Genomic DNA, 18,647 nt, shown 5'->3' with positions numbered 1-18,647 from the left:
AGGAACAAGTGGTTACTGTCTCGGCAGGCGAGAACCGACCCGGATACCGATCGATGCGACTGCGCGTATGGCAACGTCTGTTCCTGGTGCTGACGGCGCTGGTGCTCGGCAGCCAGCTGCTGACTCTGTGGGCGCAGCAGCGGGTGTTTGGACATGGCCTGCTCGATTACGTCAATGGTCTGGACCGGAGCCGGGCAGAGGCCGTGGTCGAGCAGCTCTCGGCTTTGTACCTGCGAGAGGGCAGCTTCGAATCGCTTGCGGGCACCCAGGGACGTTTTCGCCGTCAGGTACTGCGTGCGGTAGCGGGCAGCGCGGCGGAGGGCGAAGCCCCGATGGAAGCACCCGCGCGGCAACGCGATGGCCGCCGGCCGCCGCGGGCTGAGCGTTCGCCAGGGGCCGGGCCAATCCGTCCGCCACCGCCGAAGTCCAGCGCCATCGATTTCTTCGCCCGACTCAAATTGCAGGATGGACAGGGCCGTGACATCGCCGGAAATCTGCGCCTTGCAGGCGGAGAAGCGCTCGCTGTCGCAGTGAATGGAGCCGTGGTCGGACACCTGGTACTGGCCGCTCTGCCGCAGCTCAACGACGCTGCCGATCTGGCCTTTGCCCGGCAGCAGACTCAGGCCATGACGCTGACGGCCATCGGCGTCGTGGCGCTGGCCCTGCCGCTGTCGCTGCTGCTGGCGCGGCAGTTCACGCGTCCGCTGCGATCGGTGGTCAAGGCCGCGCATGCGCTGGCAGCCGGGAATGACGCGCCGCCGGTCGAGGTGCGCGGGCGCGACGAGCTGGCCGAGCTGGCCCGGGACTTCAACCGGCTGTCTGAACTGCAGGCGCGCAACCGCCATCTGCGTCAGCAGTGGATGGCCGATGTCTCCCACGAGCTGCGCACGCCGCTGACGGTCATCCGTGGCGAGCTCGAAGCGCTGACCTGCGGCGTGCGCGCGCCTGATGCCGATGCGCTGCGCTCGCTGAGCGCCGAGGCCGAGCAGCTGTCGGCGCTGATCGATGATTTGTTTCAGCTTAGTCTGGCCGATCTTGGTGCGCTGGAATATCGCTTCGATACCATTGACCTGCGGGAACTGCTGGGTGATGCCGTGGCCGCGCACCAGCGTGCCCTGGACGAAGCCGGGCTTGCCGTGTCCTTGAGCGCGGGGCCGGAACGGCTGCCGGTGCGCGCCGATCCCAGGCGCTTGCGACAACTCTGCGACAACCTGCTGGTCAACGCTTGTCGCTACAGCGATCGTGGCGGCCGCATCGAAGTGTGCGCCAGTCGCGAGGGCGGCTGGGCCCGGCTGCGCATCGACGACACGCCGCCGGGCGTGGAGCCTGAGCAACTCGAACAACTGTTCGAGCGCTTTTTTCGAGTCGAGCGTTCGCGCAGCCGTGCCGGCGGCGGCGCCGGACTGGGACTGGCCATCTGCAAGGCCATCGCCGAAGCACATGGCGCGCGTATCGAAGCCTCCGCCTCGCCGCTGGGCGGGCTGCGCGTGGAGCTGAGCATTCCGCTGGAGCCTGCCTGATGAAAAGCGCTCACATCCTGATCGTCGAAGACGAAGCCAAGATTGCCTCGCTGTTGCGCGATTTTCTGAGCAGCGAGGGCCATCGCGTTAGTGTGCTCAGCGAAGGCACTGAGGTCATCGCCTGGATCCGCGAGCAGAATCCCGATCTGGTGCTGCTCGACCTGATGCTGCCGGGACGCGATGGTTTGTCGATCTGCCGCGAGCTGCGGACCTTTTCCACCGTGCCGGTGATCATGATCACCGCCCGCGTCGAGGAGATCGACCGCCTGCTGGGGCTGGATCTGGGCGCTGACGACTACATCTGCAAACCCTTCAGTCTGCGTGAGGTTGTGGTGCGGGTTCGCGGGCTGTTGCGCCGGGCGTCTGCTGGATCGGCAGCCGAAACCGAATTCATGCTCGACCCTGTGCGTTTCGAGGCCAGTTTCCGCGGGCAGCGACTGACACTGACCGTCGGCGAATTCCGATTGCTGTATGTACTGGTTGAGCAGCCGGGGCGGGTCTACAGCCGGGCGCAACTGCTGGATCTGCTGTACCTCGATCATCGTGTCGTCACCGACCGCACGGTTGACACCCACATCAAGAATCTGCGGCGCAAGCTGCAGGAAGTCGCGCCGGAGGCCGATCCGATACAGACCGTGTATGGAGCCGGCTACAAGTACGCGATCCAGGTGACTGGAAATAGCGATCGCAGTTGAAGCTGCGCCCGCCAAAAATATCGCAAGCAATTGAACAATAAGATTTTCCACAAAGGACGCAAACCAGAGCGACCACAGTATCGTCTGCGTTGCGTCTGATCAGGACAGTTCAACCGTGATCTTGCACGCGCAATGACCACCCGGGGCCACATCCCATTCCTGGCGTTTCGCTGCGAACGTGGATCCAGGTGATCCTCACGCTGTTCCTGCTATGTCGGGCCAAGCCGACCTGGCCGATTCGACCCGCTGAGCGCCACCCTCACCGGCGACCCGCGCACGCAAGAGCTGGGTGATCGGGCCTGCGCTCATGGCGGTGATTCGTTCTTCCAGGATTGCCCCGATTGTATCTGCGGGCCGATGCGCCTTGCATCGCCCGAAACCGGGCGAGGCGATGGCGCATCTGGATCAGCACCTTGCACGAATCGTCTGCGCTCACTTCAGGATGGGGACGTTCGATGCTGATCTGGGAAGATCAACCAACACCTGCGGCCTGAGAGGCGCTGGTCCATCGTCAGTCCCCGGCTGGATCGGCCTATTTCCGCTCGGTCACCGAGAGGTCGACGCCGCCTGCGGAACTGGGACGGGTCAGGATCCGATAGGCCTGTTTCCGGCTGCAGCCCTGGGCGACCCAGGTCTCTTCCACTTCGCGGATCGCGCCTTCGGCAGTGCGTTCGACCCGTTCCACCGACATGGTGATGTGTTCGGGCGCGCACTCGAAGCTGGATTCAAAGGCCACCGCGACCTGGAAGTAGATGTCTGACAGCAATGCCCCGTCGGCCTTCGTCTCTCCGCTCAACTCAGGGATCGCCGGTTCCTGCTCGGTGCTGGGCTGGGCAGCAGGAGCGGGCTTCTGGTTATCGGCATGCATGAGGACGCCGGATGTTGGCGATAGCCCCTTCCGGACGCCATCCAGCGCCTGTCGGCCCCTTGGCCTGCCTGCTGCCGCAATCGGCCCGGAAGCGTTCCCCGGCGTTCACAGGGCGTTGTCGATCAGCTCTCGAATCCGTTGCTGAAGAGCGCATCGGCGAACTCCACGGTGCGTTCCCAGAAACCGTGCCCCCAGGTTGCAATGATGAGGTCCACATCATCGGGGCCCGTGGAGTGGATCTGCATGCCCCGCACCTTGACGACCGCTGGCAAGCCGTCCATGTAGCGGTACCAGTTGCGGCCACTGTTGTCCGACCGGAAGATGCCGGCCTCGGTGGCGAGGAACAGCTGACGGTGGTCCAGGGGGTGGGCAAGAACTTGCCAGTAGTTGACGTTGGGAAGGCTCTGCGCGAGGTCGCCGGTCACGTCCCACCAGGCACCGCCCTTGTTGGTGCTGAGATAGGCGCGCGATGGCCGACGGCTGCCAGTGGCAAAATAGACATAGGATCCGTGTTGAGACGATCGGTCGGCGAAGGCCCAGCCGCCGGTGGGCACGTCGGGCACGAATGGCCCGCTCGGGGTGCGATCCTCCCAGTTCATGTCACCGAGGGTGCCGGTGACGCCCTCCTCCATGACATAGAGCGCGGTGCCGTTGCTGACAGAGTTCCAGTCGGTGATGTAGATGACCAGCGGGTCGATGCTCCCGGCCTCGATGCTCTGGATGCTGATTCCGGCGGGCAGGGGGTGGTTGGGGTTGACGTAGCGCCAGTTGACGCTGCTGCCCTCCCAGGTCCAGCGCCAGTAGACATAGCGGCCGTCATGGGTGAACACCACCGGCAGATTGATGATGTGGTTGTAGACCATGGTCGGCGTGCCGCCGCCCGGGAGGTTGACGTTCATGCCGACCTGGGGACCCTCGCCCTGCCAGAAGTAGCGGTTGTAGGCGAAGCCGCTGGTCATCGCGAACTGGGTGTCGTTGTTGGGGTGGATGCTGACCTGACCGCCGTCGCCGCCGAAGAGGTAGCGATAGCGTTCGGTCGTCGATTGCCGGTCGATGCGGATGTTGCCATTGTCCTGCAGGCCCGCGAGAAGCCGGTCCGGATTGCTGAGTGATCGATCAAAAGTCGGCGGGTTGTAGGTCTGGGAAATGTTCAAGCCCCACTCGTTGTAGCGGTCGTCGTGGCTGTCGGCGGACCAGTCGTAGGCCGTGATCCCGCCATCGTTGGTGATGAGCACCTCGGTGTTGCCGGGGGCAACGCTCTGCGGGATGAAGGCCATCGAAGTCTGGTCGACGTGGCCGGCGTCGAGACCGGTGGTGTCGCAGCCCGAACCGGTGACGCCGACATTGCGGCGCCAGCAGATGTTGCTGGTATTCGCGGTGGTCGCGTTGAGGGTCATCTGCGCAGCCGCCAGACCGACGATGACCCGGTTCGGGTCGGCCGGGTCAACGGCGATGGCGTGGGTGTGATGGCCCTCGTTCCAGGCAATGGGGTCGGTCGTCGGGCGCGGGTCCATGTCGACAAAGCTGGCGCCGGCGTTGGCGGAACGGTAGATGCCGTTGAGGTTGCGCGGCGGTCCGGTCACCAGAGCGTAGACCCACGAGGGATTGGCTGGCGAGACGGCGACCGAGACGCGGCTGATCTCGCCGACGATGCCCGTCCCAACCGTGCAGGTGTGAAACAGCGAAGTCAGGATACTGCAGTGGACGACACCGGTACCCGGTACACCGAGAATCCACTCGGAAGACGCGGTGGCCCGGATGATGTCGGTGACGCCGCCGCCGGCTGGCCCGTCGTAGACGAAAGCCCAACTCTGGCCGAAATTGGAGGAGATGAAGACGCCCTCCGATGTCGCCGCCAGAACGCGTTCACCGCTCAGGTCCGAGGGATCGGCGATCAGCTTGAAGAAGTGCGATGGCTCCGGGTTGAGACTGACGTGGATCCAGGTGGCGCCGCCGTCGTCGGTGCGGTACAGGCCGGTGCCCTCGTCGCCGGATCGGCCCCAGTCCCCGGTGCCGACGAGAATCCGGTTCGAATTGCCCGCGCGAACCAGGAACGCGCCCACAGAAGGCGAACCCGGCAGGGTATTGCTCACCGGCACCCAAATCCGCCAGGCGGGGATGATCGGGTTACGGCCGAGGAAATAGAGTCCGCCCGAAGACGCGCCGGCCCACAGGGTGGTCTCGGCGAGGCCGTTGTGCCAGGCCCAGGCGGCGCTGCGGACCCGGCCGACCTTGTCGTGCTCGATCGAGGTGTCGATGATGGTTCCGCCAACCCGCGACCACTGAGTGGCGGCCCGGGTGGTGCCTGTGAGCTGCCAGTCCGGAATCTTGAGCGCCGCCTCGATCCCGTCTCGAATCTCGGCTGAGCTCCGGGGGGTTTCCCACATCTTTTCCATCAGGAAGCTCGATTCCACCGGGTGCGTAGGCACCTCAGCCCAGCCTGGTCCCGCCGTTCCGATCAGCACCGTCAACAGCAAGCCGGGCAGGGCGGTCGTGACCGCCCGAGTCTTTCGCGCACGAGTGAATGCTTTGATCATTTCAATGCTCCCGTTGGGCCTCGGCGACGAGCTTGAGAAGCGCAGTCCGCTGAGTCGGCCCGGGATGCCTTGCGCCGTGATTCCACCGCCAGGCATCGGTGCGGCGGCTCCGACCTTCGGAATGCGCCCGAGTGTTCCCGGCTGGCAACGCAGTTCGCGGAACTTGTTCGGAGGATCTCTGGATTCGTTTTCAGCCTAGGCGCGTCTGCCTTGACCACCTTGACCTGCGTCAAGGACGGTCTGGACAAAGCGGTGCTTGCATCAGCGACCGCCAGCTGTGCATACTGTGCATACCAAATATGCACAGATGATCGTGGACGCAAAACTCTTCCTCTCCGCCAGCAGTGGCGCGCCCATGTACCAGCAGGTGATCGATCAGATCACCATGAAGGTCATGGCGGGCGACTGGCCGGCCGGGACCGCGCTGCCATCGATACGTGAGTTGGCCAGCCAGAGTCAGGTCAGCGTGATCACGGTCAAACGGGCCTACCAGGAGCTGGAGCGCGCCGGGGTCATCGTGACGCGCCAGGGCAAGGGTTCATTTGTCGCCGACTCTCCGGACATGCAGCGGGCCCTGCTGCACACCGAATTCGTCGAACACCTGCGCGCCCTGCAGCTGACCGCGGCGAAGCTGGGCCTGGGTATCGAAGACATCAAACAACTGCTCGACGAGTCCGCAACCGTCGACTCCAACGCAACACCTGAGGAAACGCCATGAGCAACGCTTTTTCGGTTTCCGGCATACACAAGCGCTATCCGCATTTCGCGCTGCAGGACATCGACCTGTGCCTGCCCGAAGGCCAGATCATGGGCCTGGTCGGCGTCAACGGTGCCGGCAAGACCACCTTGTTGCGGATCCTGACCGGGCTGGCACAGCCGGACAGCGGTCAGGTCGAAGTGCTGGGCTATGCCATGCCCGCGCAACAGGTGGCGGCCAAGCGCGAGATCGGTTTCGCCTCCGAAGACATGCGCCTGTACAAGGGCCGCAGCCTGCGCTGGCACATGGATCTGGTCGCCGCCATTTATCCGGGTTGGGATGAGACCTACGCCGCCGAACTGGTACGCCGATTCGATCTGCGCCCCGAGCAGCTGATGGCTGGCCTTTCCCATGGTCAGCGGGTGAAGTCGCTGTTGTTGCTGTGCCTGGCCCGGCATCCGCGTCTCTTGTTGCTGGACGAGCCGACCACGGGGCTGGATCCGGTTGCGCGGGCCGAAGTGCTGGATGCGCTGGCCGATGTGCTGCGTGACGAGGCCCGCAGCGTGCTGTTTTCCTCGCACAACACCCATGACATCGAGCAGCTGGCCGACAGCATCACCTTCCTGCACCAGGGCCGGGTCATTGCCTCCGAGGACAAGGAGCACTTTCTGGACAGCTGGCGGCGCATGGTGTGCCAGGCCGATGCCGATTTCGATCGGCAGGCGTTTCCGGAGGTGGCCATGGTGCGTCGCAACGGATCGATGCTGGAACTCAAGATCAAGGGATTCAGCGAGGAACTGGCGCCGCGTCTGGAAGCGCGCGGTCTGGCCATCAAGAGCTCGCATGCCATGAGCCTGGAAGACATTTTCGTGACCACAGTTCGCGCCGGAGTTGCCGCATGAAAGCCTTCGAACCCAATCTGCCCATCATCAAGCTGCTGATCACCAAGGACTGGCAGCTGTTCGAGAAACAGCTGGCAGCCTATGTCGTGGCCGGCATCGTGGCGCTGTGCCTGCTGGGAATGGCCACGCCGGTAAGTTTCTACCTCGGCTCCCTGCTGCTGATCATCGTCATGGTGGCGGCGGCCTGTTTCTCGATCTCGACCTCTTTGCTGGTCGAGCGCAAGGAGCAGACCCTGGGCTTCATCATGAGCTTGCCGGTATCGCCGCTGGACTTCTATCTGGCCAAGCTGCTCGGCAATCTGATCACCTTTCTGGCGCCGTTCCTGATCATCTCGCTGGGCACGCTGGCCGTGATCCTGCTCACGCCCTTGCCTGATGGTCTGGTGGTGCTCGCCGTGCTGGTCTTTGGCCACATCGGTCTGGCCTACTGCGTCTCGCTGGGTATGGCGATGGCAGTGGAATCGGAAGGTTGGAACACCTTCGTGATGATCGCCAGCATGGTGCTGATCAATCCTTTCCTCATGGGCATCGGCCAGATCCCCGGCTTCGAGGCGCAGTTCAAGTCGGAACAGATTGTCTGGAGCGGACCGGCCATCGCCATCCTGTCAGCGCAGTTGCTGTTGAGTCTGGCCATTCTGGTGCTGACCGGCTGGGTACACAGCCGCAAGCGCTCGTTCTATTGAGCCCGCGCGCAGCAACGCGATCCGCTTCGCAGGCCGTAGGAGCGCCCTCGCGGCGCGACCGTCGGGCGGCAGGTCGCGACACAAGGTCGCTCCTACCCGGCGACCCACCCGCACCGTAGGAGCGCCCTTGCGGCGCGACCGTTGAGCGGTGGGTCGCGACACAAGGTCGCTCCTACCCGGCGACCCACCCGCACCAAGGATCCTCATCCATGCCTGCCGCCGAGCGTCTGCATTACCTCGACAACCTGCGCGCGCTGGCCATGCTGGCCGGTGTGCTCTTCCACGCCGCGTTGGCTTACAGCCCGCTGGCGCATCCGCTGTTTCCGACCGCCGATCGCCAAAGCTCTGCACTGGTCGATGTGCTGGTCTGGTTTCCGCACCTGTTCCGCATGCCGCTGTTCTTCCTGATCGCGGGATTCTTCACCGCCTTGCTGGTCCAGCGCCGCGGCCTCGGCGGCCTGTTCCGCAATCGCTTGTTCCGGGTCATGCTGCCTTTCCTGCTGTTCTGGCCGCTGGTCCATCTGTGCCTGTCGGCCAGCACCCTGCATGCGGTGGATACGGCTGAGCATCCATCACCGTTACTGGCCTTGATCCGTCAGTTCCAGCAACAGGACGGCCTGCCGCCGATGCCGCCCGGCACTTCGCACCTGTGGTTTCTGTACTACCTCATGTACTTCTACGTGCTGGTCTGGGCGGCGCGCGTGTTCGGGGTCGAGCGATGGGCCGCCCGGATGGCGCAGATACGCCCGGTGCTGCTGTTGACCTTGATGCCACTGGCCATCGCCCTGCCGCTGGCGACGGTCAGCGCACCGCATCCGGCACCGGAAAGCCTGCTGCCCCAATTCTGGGCACTCGGGTACTTCGGGGCCTTCTTCGTGCTCGGCTACGGCCTGCAGGGCCAGATCGAACGGATGGATGCCTGGCGAGTGCATCTCCCCAAACTGCTGGCGGCCAGCATCGCCTGCTATGCCCTGTGGCTGTCGCTGGTCGTGACGCAGGTCGATGGCGACATCCTGCACGGGACTATCCAGCTGCTGCAGGCCGGCCTGGCCGCTGCCATCAGCGTCTGGATGACTCTGTCCTGCCTGTTGGTCGGTCGCGCTCTGCTGAACCGTCGCAGCCGCTGGCTGGGCTATCTGTCCCAGACGTCCTACTGGGTCTACCTCGTGCATCTGCCGATCCTGTTTGCCATCCAGTACCGGCTGATGGATGCGGAATTGCACTGGACCGGGAAACTCGCGCTCGCCGTGGCGGCAACCTTCGGCCTTTCGCTGTTGGGATATGAGGTCCTCGTGCGGCGCTTCGCACCTTTGGCGCGCATGCTCGGCAGCGGTCGGTCACTTGTGGCCAACCCTGCCGGGTCACACCACCCATGATCCTGGCGCACAATGCCGGACCCTGCTCGCTGGCCATGCGGGCAGCAAGTCCGATGCCACACCGATGGGGGAGGTTCTGATGTTGCGCATCTGTTTCTTGTCGATGGCTCTCATCGGTGGCACGGCTGAGGCCGCGGACACCATCCGCCCGGTCATGTCCTGGGACGACTACTACCAGGCGCTGATCGAACGCGGCCAGTCGGGTGCGCAGGCCAGGGCAGACATCGCCGAGAGCCTTGAAAGCCTGCGCGACATGGACCGGGAAGCTGGCGCCGATCGCGTGGGTGTGGCCGCGCCGCCGTTCAAGTTCGATGCCTGGATCAACTCGGCGCCGCTGACACTGGAAGACTTGCGCGGCAAGGTGGTGCTGGTGCGCTGGTGGACGGATACCTGCCCCTTCTGCGCTGGCGGAGTAGGCGGTCATGCCAGCAGACCCAGTAGCGCGGCTCCGGCGCGCGCAAGGATCGGGCTGGCCAAGAGGTCAATCGCGCCGGCGGCCGCGAGCGATCTTGACTCGCAATGCGGCTCACCCGACTCGTTTTGAGGGTCCTGCTTGTCCTGAGCGTCCTGTGTCATCACATGACCAAGGGCGTGCCGAGCGTCCTGCAGTCACCCGATTCGCTTGCGGGTGACGCACGGCAAGCGTTGGCGGTTCCCCTTGGCTGACTGTCCTGCCACCATCGCAGCGCCTCTGCGTCGCCCCAACTGGTCCGATTTCGGCCCGACTGTGGCGCAAACTGTGCAACAACAGGGATCAGCATGGCCTCATGCGTATCAAGTTCATCCTGCCGGCATTGACCGAAGCGACCAGCCCCTTCTTCCGGCCGGTCAAGTATTCGCTGTTTCCGCCTTTGGGGCTGGCGACCCTCGCGGCTTATTGCGAGCCGACCGATGAACTGACCCTGGTCGACGAGCATGTGGAAACCCTGCGCTTCGACGACGATCCGGAACTGGTGGTGATCCAGGTGTACATCACCAACGCCTATCGGGCCTACGAGATTGCCGATCTCTACCGCGCACGCGGTTGCAGGGTCGCCCTCGGTGGCTTGCATGTGACCTCGTTGCCCGACGAAGCCGCGCAGCATGCAGATACCGTGTGCCTGGGGCCGGGTGAGGAGATCTTTCCGCGCCTGCTGGCAGACGCGCGCGCCGGTCAGCTGCAGGCTCGATACACGGCCCAGACACGCACCTTGCTGGGGGCGCCACCGATACGGCGTGATCTGATCCAGCGCTCGCGCTATCTGGTACCGAACTCCATCGTGGTCTCGCGCGGCTGCCCGCACCACTGTGACTTCTGCTACAAGGACGCGTTTTTCGCCGGAGGCAAGGGTTTCTACACGCAAACGGTGGACGCCGCGCTGGCCGAGATCGAGCGTCTGCCGGGTCGGCATCTGTATTTCCTGGATGACCATCTGCTCGGACATCAGCGCTTTGCACAAGCCCTGTTTGCCGGCATGCGCGGCATGGGTCGGCTGTTCCAGGGCGCCTCCACCGTGGATGCGATCCTGCGCGGCGACACCATCGAGCACGCCGCAGCGGCTGGATTGCGCAGCATCTTCATCGGCTTCGAAAGTCTGTCCGATGCCAATCTGGCGGCCTCGAACAAGACCCAGAATCTACGACACAGTTACGCCCAGGCGATCAACCGGCTGCAGCAACTGGGAATCGCCATCAACGGCAGCTTTGTCTTCGGCCTCGACGACGACCGAAGCGAGGTGTTCGAACGTACGGTTGAATGGGCCGTGACCCAGGGCCTGACCACGGCCACCTTTCATGTGGCCACGCCCTATCCCGGCACCGCATATCACGCACGCATCGAGGCCGAGGGGCGCTTGCTGCATCGCGACTGGTGCCGCTACGACACCCGCCAGGCGGTGTTCGCACCCCGCTGGATGAGCGCCGAGGCCCTGGAGCAGGGTTACTGGCGCGCCTATCAAGACTTCTATCGCTGGTCGAATATTGCCCGCGCAGCCAGCCATGGCGGCGCGCTGTCGCACCGGCTGCGGCGTTTCGCCTACGCGGCCGGCTGGAAGAAATTCGAGCCGCTGTGGGATGTGGTCATCCGCACGCGGCGGCTGGCGCGGATGCTGCCGCTGCTCGAGAGCATCCTGGATCGACCTGCTCCGCAAGCGCCGACGGCGCTCGTGCACCCCAAACCGACCGGAGGCGAGGCATGAACAGAGTCGGTGATCTGGCCTGCTGTGTCCTCAGCGCACCGGTGCTGCTGCCCTTGTTTGCGCTGATCGCGCTGGCCATCCGGCTTGATGATGGTGGTCCGGTGCTGTTCCGACAGGAGCGGCTGGGTTTGCATCGAAGTCGGTTTCTGATCTTCAAGTTCAGAACCATGCGCGATCAGCAGGTGACCCGGAGCGGAGCCTGGTTGCGGCGCACCGGCCTCGACGAAACCGCGCAGGTGCTCAACGTGCTGCGTGGCGAGATGAGCTGGATAGGACCGCGGCCCTTGACCGAGGCCGATGTGCAGCGACTGGGCTGGACCGGCCGCCAGCACGACCCGCGCTTTCGCATCCGCCCGGGCATGACCGGATTGGCGCAACTCTACGGCGGCGTCGGCGCCGCCTGGACGCGGGGCATCGATCGTCTCTACCGAAGCCGGCGCGGACTGGCGCTCGATCTGCGCATCGTGTGCTGGTCGGTCGCCATCAACCTCTTCGGCAAGGCGCGTGTGCGCCGTGCCTTGCGCTCGGGTCGAGCACCGTGAATCGTGGTAGTCCGGGCAAGCCAGATGGGCACCCGGGGCCTTGCTTCGGGGGGCCAGGTGCGCCGCGCTTGCCTGGGCTACGGCGAACCCGACGTGCGGATTCGCTTGCCAGACATCCCGATAGTGCAGGGCATACGACGCCGTGGTGCTATTGCAACAATGCGTGCCCATCCGCGGGGATTCCTCGGGGCGGGGTGTTAGGCTCCCGTGTTCCGGGCCCGCAAGATGGCCCAGTCGAAGCCGCCTGGAGCTGCTCAAGTGCCCAAATTTCTCGTCCTCTTGTTCCTTGCCTGCCTGCCACTGGGCGCTGACGCGCGCCCGCTGTTGCTGAAGGCCGATGCCTATCTGGATGTGCAGAGTGGCAAGCTGATCAAGCCTGCAGAGATTCTGGTCGATGAGGGCAGGATCGTGGCCATCAACCGCGAGCAGTGGCCGGACGAGGTCGAGACGGTGGCGCTGCCGGGGAAGACGCTTTTGCCGGGTCTGATGGACATGCATGTGCATCTGGACCTGGACTTCGACAAGGCGAATTTCGGCATCGTGGTGACCGAAAGCGGTGCCGAGGCCGCGCTTCGCGGCGCCAGGAACGCCGAACGCACGCTGATGGCCGGGTTTACCACGGTGCGCAATGTCGGACAGGTCCATCCCTCGCTGGACTTGATCGACGTGGCTGTGGCGCATGCCGCCGAGCAGGGCTGGATCCGGGCGCCGCGGATCATTGCGGCTGGGCACATGATTTCCATCGTCGGCGGGCACGGCGATCTGGCGATGGCCGAAGGCCTGGCTGAAGGTCGGCTGGAGCTTGGTCCGGAGTATGGCGTGGTGAGCGGTGTTGACGATGCGATCAAGGCCACCCGCTTCCAGATCAAACATGGTGCCCAGGTGATCAAGATTCACGCCACCGCCGGCGTGATGTCGCTGGAGGCCTCGGTGGGCGCGCAACAGCTCAGCAATGAGGAGATGGTGGCGATCGTCAGCGAAGCCAATCGCCACGAGATCCCGGTGGCCGCGCACGCTCACGGCACCGAGGGCGTCAAGGCGGCGATTCGGGCAGGCGTGTCGTCCATCGAACATGGCTCCATGCTCGACGCCGAGGCGATCCAGATGATGGTCGATCGCAATGTCTTCCTGGTCCCCACCAATGGACTGATGGATCTGATCAAGTTCGATCTGCTGCCGGCGCAGAAGCGCGCCAAGGCCGAGTACGTCAGTCCAAGGATGAACCAGTCGTTGTCAGAAGCCATCAAGGCCGGGGTCAAGGTGGCACTCGGCACCGACGCCCCACTGATCCCGCACGGTCAGAATGCCTACGAGATCGTCAAGATGACCGAGCGCGGCATGACGCCACTGCAGGCTATCCAGTCCGCCACGATCGTCGCCGCCGAGTTGCTGCGCATTGACCATCTCGGCCAGCTCAAGCCCGGTTGGCACGCTGACATCGTGGCGGTCGACACCAATCCGCTGGAGGACATCAAGGCAGTGCAGTCGGTGTCCTTCGTGATGAAGGCCGGGGAGATCGTCAAGGGTGGGCCGGGGTAATGGCAACCAGCCTGCGTGAGGTCGAACGCGCCCCGGGATTCTTCCTGTACCCCTGCAAGCCCGCACCCTGTGGGAGCGGACTCTGTCCGCGATTCCACTGTCCACCGGGCCGCGATCGCGGCTGAAGCCGCTCCCAAAGGCTGTAGCCGAGGCTTGAGTGCCCGCGCGACTGCACCCTGTGGGAGCGGACTCTGTCCGCGATTCGAGTGTCCACCGGGCCGCAGTCGCGGCTGAAGCCGCTCCCACAGTACGGCTGTAGCCGAGGCTTGGGTGCCAGCGCGACTGCACGTCGATGGAGCGGACTCCGTCCGCGATCCTATGCTTCCGGATTCGCCTGCAGTACCGCTCGCATCGCCTTGCGCTCAGCCTCATACACGGCGGTGTAGAAATCCAGAATGATGCTCGCCATCGGGTTTCCGGCCTGTTTGACCTGTTCCTGCCGAACGCCATCCAGTGCCAGTTCCATCCCGTCGATGGCGCGCCTGATGAGGGTGCTGGCTTCGGTGGGTCCCAACGACAGCGAGAAGACCAGACCGGCGATGCGGTCGGAATACACGGATTCTTCGGAAGACAGGGCATCGGCTATCCGCGACGCCAGTTCTTCGCGGCCTTTGGCTGTCAGTGCGAAGACCTTCTTGCCCGGACCTCGCTTGGCATCCTCGCGCTGCGACGTCAGGCAACCATCGGCCTCAAGATCCTTGAGCGCCTTGTAGATGGTCGAGGTGCCGATCTTCGCCCACAGGCGCATTCGAGCGCGTTCGACGAACTCTTCCATCGCCAGTCCGTAATCCCGCCCCTGCGCAACAAGGGCCAGGACGATCATGCGTGGCTCCTGCATCTGCATCCCCCCGTGACCAATCGCCTATTCTACTCCCCGATGAATTAGTCCATCATAGAATAAAACAACGACAGACAATCGAGGAGAGCGCACCATGCATCCGAAGGCGTCGCGCACAGATCTTGTGCTGACCTGGCTTCTGAGTCTGGCCTTCCTGGCTGCAGCAGGGGCAAAGCTGGCTGGCGACCGCGCTGCCGTCGAGGCCTTCGAACGCTTCGGCTTGCCCCATGTCATGGTCTGGGTGACTGCTGGGGTGAGCTCATTGGTGCTTTGGCGTTGCATTGGCGAGCCGGTCTGTGGGGCCTGTCCGGTCCGGCCATGCTGGCAAGCACGATGGCGGTTGCAGTCGGTCTGCACCTGGCCCACGATCCGCCGGCCCTGGCCATGCCGGCCGCCGTTCTGCTGGCGATGTCTGCCAGCCTGCTTGGCTGGCGCGGTCGCAGGCTGATGCGAGGTGGCGCTGCATGAGCGGCTATCTGGAAACCTGGAGCCACCATCCGGTCGGTCTGTTACATGTGGGCTTGGCAATGCTGGCCCTGTTGACCGGGCCTTTGCTCTTTCTGCGGCGCAAGGGAACGCGCGCTCACCGCGTGCTCGGCTATGGGTACGTTGTGGCCATGGTCATTGCCAACGTCGCCGCGCTTGCCCGATACGGTCTGACAGGTGGGTTCAACCTCTTCCACGCTGCTGCGCTGGCCAGTCTTGCCACCTTGATCCCGGCTTCCTACTGCGCCTGGCGAGCGCGAGTGGAGGCTAGTCGAGGCATGCGCGTCGCGCACGGCATCTTCATGAGCTGGACCTACTTCGGACTGGCCATCGCCTTCGTAGCAGAATTCGTCACCCGTCGAATGCCCCAGTTGCTGCACGGCGACGGCGCCTGGATCCGGTTCTCGGTCTTTCTCCTCCTGACGATGCTGCTCGCAGGATGGATGACGCAACGATTGATCAACCTGCGAATCCTCAAGCGCGGCAGCGAACCACCATCAAGTCAATGACAGCCGGGAACTGGAAGATGCCCTCCAATCCTGGATTTTCCGCGCTCGGCGGTCCCGATGTTTCGGACGCTGCCCTGGGTGCATCCGTGATTCAAAAGGACCAGACATGACAGCAGACTGGCGCTCGGCTTGCCTCCTCGCCTTCGCATTACTGAATCCTCCTGTCGTTTCGGCGGAGGCGACGCCCGTCACCTGCGCCGGCGAATGGCGGGTGGACAGCAGGGCTGATGGTGCGAAGATCACCTATCAGATGTTTGCTCCCGAGTCGGCCAACGGACGGGCTATCGTCATTGTTCACGGATCTGGTCAGTCATCGAGATCCAACGCCTGGTATGCGCGTCTGTCGCAGGATCTGCTGCAACACGGATATCTGGTTGCACTGCCTGACAAGAGAGGGTCGGGGCGGTCTGCGGGCGATTGGAAAACGGCCTCCTTCGAGACACTCGCCGGCGACACCTCGGCGGTGATCTTCGACCTGTCGAATCGGTGCGCGCTCGACTTCAGGAACGTCGGCGTGGTGGGTGTGAGCCAGGGCGGACAGATCACGGCGATCGTCGCGAAAGACCACCCCCAGCTTGGCTTCGCAGTCAATCTCGTGGGTTCCACCACGCCGCTGCATGCCGCGCTCAAGCATGAAGAGCGAAACAACCTGACTGGGCGCGGCGTGCCAAAGTGGCTGGCGCGCCCTGGCGCGGCGATATCGGCATGGACGCTGCGCACTTTCCGACAGCGAAGGTTCTGGAAGGCCGTCGGGAACTTCGATCCCGCGTCCTACTGGAAGAATGTGCAGGTGACCTCACGGGTCGTTCTCGCGGAACTGGACCGCAATACACCCACCGAGGAGTCGGCCCGGATCATTCGTTCCCTGGGAAACCCGCGTGTCACTGTCGAAGTCATACCCGGTGTGGCGCACGATCTGCTGATCGTCGACGAAGCGGGTGCGCCTCGAATGCATCCTCGCGTGCTTGAGATCATCGATGACCTTGCTCGCGTTCGCTAGCCGTTCGGGCAAACAGGGCGGGAGGCAGCCCGATGGCGTGGGCGCGCGCTCTGGCGACGACCTCTGTCCTGACCATCGAATGAGGGCTTGCAGGCCGGCCACGAGGGTGCTTGCCGCGCTCTGCGGTGTTTCGATCAGCCTGTCCGTCTGCTGCAGCGAAAGCCAGGACCCGATCCAACTGGCCATCACCATCGATGATCTGCCCTGGGTCGGGGCCCCACCGGTTGATGGCACGGTTGTCGACGCGGTGGGCCGGATTGCGACGACCTTGAACGTGCACGGCGTACCGGCGACCGGCATGGTGGTGTGCGATAGCGCCAGGCGCCATCCCGGCGTCGTCGAGCGCTGGGTGGATGCGGGCTTGTCGGTCGCCAACCACACTCAATCGCATCGGGATCTGCATGGCAGCGATACCTCCCGATGGCTGGACGAAATGCTGCAGTGCCACCAAACCTTGAAACGGTTGGGCAGCGCCTATCTGCCACTGCTGCGATTTCCGCTACTGCATCAGGGACTGGGCGAGGCACAGCATCGAACCGTGCGGCGTGCACTTGCTGCCGCGCAAATCCGGGTGGCGCCGGTCAGCGTGGACACCTCCGAGTGGCTGATCGCCGCAGCCTATCCAGCGGCCGCAGGGCGCGCCTCGGATCGTCTGCGCGCGGGGCGAATGCTGAGCGCACATGTGCTCGCTGCCCTTGATCATGCCGATCGCTTTGCCCGCGAGCGTTTCGGTCGGCGCCCCGCTCAGATCCTGCTGCTGCATGCCAACGCGCTCCTGGACGATCATCTGGACCGCCTCTTGCTGGATCTGCGCGAGCACGGCGTGCAATTCATCTCCCTCCAGGACGCATTGCAGGACCCGCTCTACGCGGAGCCCGATGTCTATCGCGGCACCAAGGGTCTATCCGCGCTGTATCGGGTCGATCCTGACGGTCATGGCGCGAGCTTCGATGACGCCGAGGCCACGAGGATTCGCACGGAGCTGGCATCCTTCGCTACGGAAGGCGCTGGCGCGGCCGCTGTCGAGCGGTCGATTTCATCGATGCCCGTGGGCGCCGAACCAGGCTCGAAATCCATCCGCATTGCAAAGTTGGCGGGCACATCGAGAAGGATGCGCAGCCTTGTTGTCGCCCAGCATGGCTGTTTGTTGCTGGAAGCCTATTACCACGGTGCGGACGCCGGTCTGGCAGCCAATCTGAAATCCGTGACCAAGTCGCTGTCGGCGCTGATGGTTGGCGTCGCGATCCGGCGCGGCTTGCTTCCGAACGAAGACACGGGCTTGACCGAGTGGTTGCCTGCGACAACGCCCGGGCTGGCGAATGTCGATGGCCTGAGTCTGCGCGCCCTGCTGACCATGTCCAGCGGACTGCCACCGGTGGACTATGGCCTTGTCCAGTCCAGTCAAGATTGGGTAGCCAAGACCCTGGAAAGGCCGCCGGAGGATGAGTGGACAGGTCGATTCCGCTACGACACACCCGTGCTGCAGCTGTCATCAGCGGTATTGAGGAAGACCTTCGGTCAATCGCTGGACCAGGTGCTGAAACAGGAGTTTCCGGTCGAGGTCGGACAGGGGCTGAAGTACTGGCGCCGGGATCCCGGCCTGAACGTGCTTGGGGGCAACGATGCCTACCTGACGCCTCGCGCCCTGTGGGCGGTGGGTGAACTCGTCCGTGCCGGCGGGCGAAACGGATCAAGACAGGTCATCGACGCCGGATTCCTGCGCCGAGCGACGGCGGTGCAGATTCACACCGATTCGAACCTCGTCAATCATGACACGCTGACCACGCGGGGCTACGGTTATCTCTGGTGGCTGCTCGAGGTGGCCGACGTGACGGCAGTCGCGGGTCTGGGTCATGGAGGCCAGATGCTGGTCGTGTTTCCAGCGCTCGACGCGGTGGTGGTGATCACCTCGCGCTGGCCGGGGCCTTCGGCAACGGACCACTACGAGCATCTGGCACATCTGCTGGAATCGGACATCGTCCCCTGGCTGCGGGACGCAGAGCGTTCGGGGATCGAACGCGCCGCCCGCGGCGAAGTACGCTGCAACGGTTCGCCGCAGGCCAACACTGTGGACGCATCAGGGTCAGTTGCGCCGAAGCGTCCCGCCCTGTGACAGCGGACTCTGTCCGCGATCCTGGCGTCCGCAAGCCCCAATCGCGGCTGAAGCCGCTCCCACAGATCGGGTGTAGCCGAGACTCGAGTGCCAGCGCGACCGCACCCTGTGGGAGCGGACTCTGTCCGCGATTCGAGTGTCCACCGGGCCGCGATCGCGGCTGAA

Annotated in this window: 16 protein-coding genes; 13 read left to right on the top strand and 3 right to left on the bottom strand. The window is 64.3% G+C overall.

Features of this window, described 5'->3' with window-relative positions; genetic code table 11:
- The first annotated feature begins 53 nt into the window (after nt 1–53).
- Entirely contained in the window at nt 54–1,520 is a 1,467-nt protein-coding gene (locus H7A19_05875) for a HAMP domain-containing protein (protein ID MCP5474352.1), read from the top strand.
- Nucleotides 1,520–2,215, top strand: a complete 696-nt coding sequence (locus H7A19_05870; protein ID MCP5474351.1) for a response regulator — start codon at nt 1,520–1,522, stop codon at nt 2,213–2,215. Before H7A19_05875 ends, H7A19_05870 begins: the two co-directional genes overlap by 1 nt.
- 532 nt (nt 2,216–2,747) lie before the next feature.
- On the opposite strand, the gene H7A19_05865 is transcribed toward H7A19_05870, so the two are convergent.
- A complete protein-coding gene (locus H7A19_05865; protein MCP5474350.1) occupies nt 2,748–3,083 on the bottom strand; it encodes a hypothetical protein in 336 nt (111 codons plus the stop codon).
- A 122-nt stretch (nt 3,084–3,205) separates the two neighbouring features.
- Nucleotides 3,206–5,620, bottom strand: coding sequence for a hypothetical protein (locus tag H7A19_05860; GenBank protein ID MCP5474349.1), 2,415 nt, complete (start codon nt 5,618–5,620; stop codon nt 3,206–3,208).
- A gap of 355 nt (nt 5,621–5,975) precedes the next feature.
- Here H7A19_05860 and H7A19_05855 point away from each other — a divergent pair, with 355 nt between their 5' ends.
- The 8 genes from H7A19_05855 to H7A19_05820 all read left to right on the top strand — a co-directional run bounded on the left by H7A19_05855 (nt 5,976) and on the right by H7A19_05820 (nt 13,536).
- Entirely contained in the window at nt 5,976–6,338 is a 363-nt protein-coding gene (locus H7A19_05855; GenBank protein ID MCP5474348.1) for a GntR family transcriptional regulator, read from the top strand.
- The gene (locus H7A19_05850) at nt 6,335–7,219 is read left to right on the top strand and encodes an ABC transporter ATP-binding protein (protein ID MCP5474347.1); all 885 of its coding nucleotides are present in this window, start codon (nt 6,335–6,337) and stop codon (nt 7,217–7,219) included. Before H7A19_05855 ends, H7A19_05850 begins: the two co-directional genes overlap by 4 nt.
- Nucleotides 7,216–7,902 carry an ABC-2 transporter permease gene (locus H7A19_05845; protein ID MCP5474346.1) on the top strand — a complete coding sequence of 229 codons (687 nt, stop codon included), beginning with the start codon at nt 7,216–7,218 and terminating at the stop codon, nt 7,900–7,902. Before H7A19_05850 ends, H7A19_05845 begins: the two co-directional genes overlap by 4 nt.
- Nucleotides 7,903–8,111: 209 nt before the next feature.
- Nucleotides 8,112–9,278 (top strand): acyltransferase family protein, encoded by a 1,167-nt coding sequence (locus tag H7A19_05840; protein MCP5474345.1) that lies wholly within the window; start codon nt 8,112–8,114, stop codon nt 9,276–9,278.
- Between the two features lie 79 nt (nt 9,279–9,357).
- Nucleotides 9,358–9,822, top strand: a complete 465-nt coding sequence (locus H7A19_05835) for a hypothetical protein (GenBank protein ID MCP5474344.1) — start codon at nt 9,358–9,360, stop codon at nt 9,820–9,822.
- A gap of 223 nt (nt 9,823–10,045) precedes the next feature.
- Nucleotides 10,046–11,455, top strand: coding sequence for a B12-binding domain-containing radical SAM protein (locus H7A19_05830; GenBank protein ID MCP5474343.1), 1,410 nt, complete (start codon nt 10,046–10,048; stop codon nt 11,453–11,455).
- Nucleotides 11,452–11,997, top strand: coding sequence for a sugar transferase (locus H7A19_05825; GenBank protein ID MCP5474342.1), 546 nt, complete (start codon nt 11,452–11,454; stop codon nt 11,995–11,997). Before H7A19_05830 ends, H7A19_05825 begins: the two co-directional genes overlap by 4 nt.
- 258 nt (nt 11,998–12,255) lie before the next feature.
- On the top strand, nt 12,256–13,536 hold the full coding sequence (locus tag H7A19_05820; protein MCP5474341.1) for an amidohydrolase family protein: 1,281 nt from the start codon (nt 12,256–12,258) through the stop codon (nt 13,534–13,536).
- Between the two features lie 316 nt (nt 13,537–13,852).
- On the opposite strand, the gene H7A19_05815 is transcribed toward H7A19_05820, so the two are convergent.
- Nucleotides 13,853–14,359, bottom strand: a complete 507-nt coding sequence (locus H7A19_05815) for a helix-turn-helix transcriptional regulator (protein ID MCP5474340.1) — start codon at nt 14,357–14,359, stop codon at nt 13,853–13,855.
- 479 nt (nt 14,360–14,838) lie between these two features.
- On the opposite strand from H7A19_05815, the gene H7A19_05810 reads away from it, so the two are divergent.
- The 3 genes from H7A19_05810 (at nt 14,839) to H7A19_05800 (ending at nt 18,482) form a co-directional block, all read left to right on the top strand.
- Nucleotides 14,839–15,369, top strand: coding sequence for a DUF2306 domain-containing protein (locus H7A19_05810; GenBank protein ID MCP5474339.1), 531 nt, complete (start codon nt 14,839–14,841; stop codon nt 15,367–15,369).
- A gap of 106 nt (nt 15,370–15,475) precedes the next feature.
- Nucleotides 15,476–16,369, top strand: a complete 894-nt coding sequence (locus H7A19_05805) for an alpha/beta fold hydrolase (GenBank protein ID MCP5474338.1) — start codon at nt 15,476–15,478, stop codon at nt 16,367–16,369.
- Between the two features lie 106 nt (nt 16,370–16,475).
- A complete protein-coding gene (locus H7A19_05800) occupies nt 16,476–18,482 on the top strand; it encodes a serine hydrolase (protein MCP5474337.1) in 2,007 nt (668 codons plus the stop codon).
- Nucleotides 18,483–18,647: the final 165 nt, after the last annotated feature.

The organism is Rhodanobacteraceae bacterium (genome assembly GCA_024234055.1).
Lineage (GTDB): Bacteria > Pseudomonadota > Gammaproteobacteria > Xanthomonadales > SZUA-5 > JADKFD01.
This window is presented reverse-complemented; position numbering and strand designations above follow the sequence as displayed.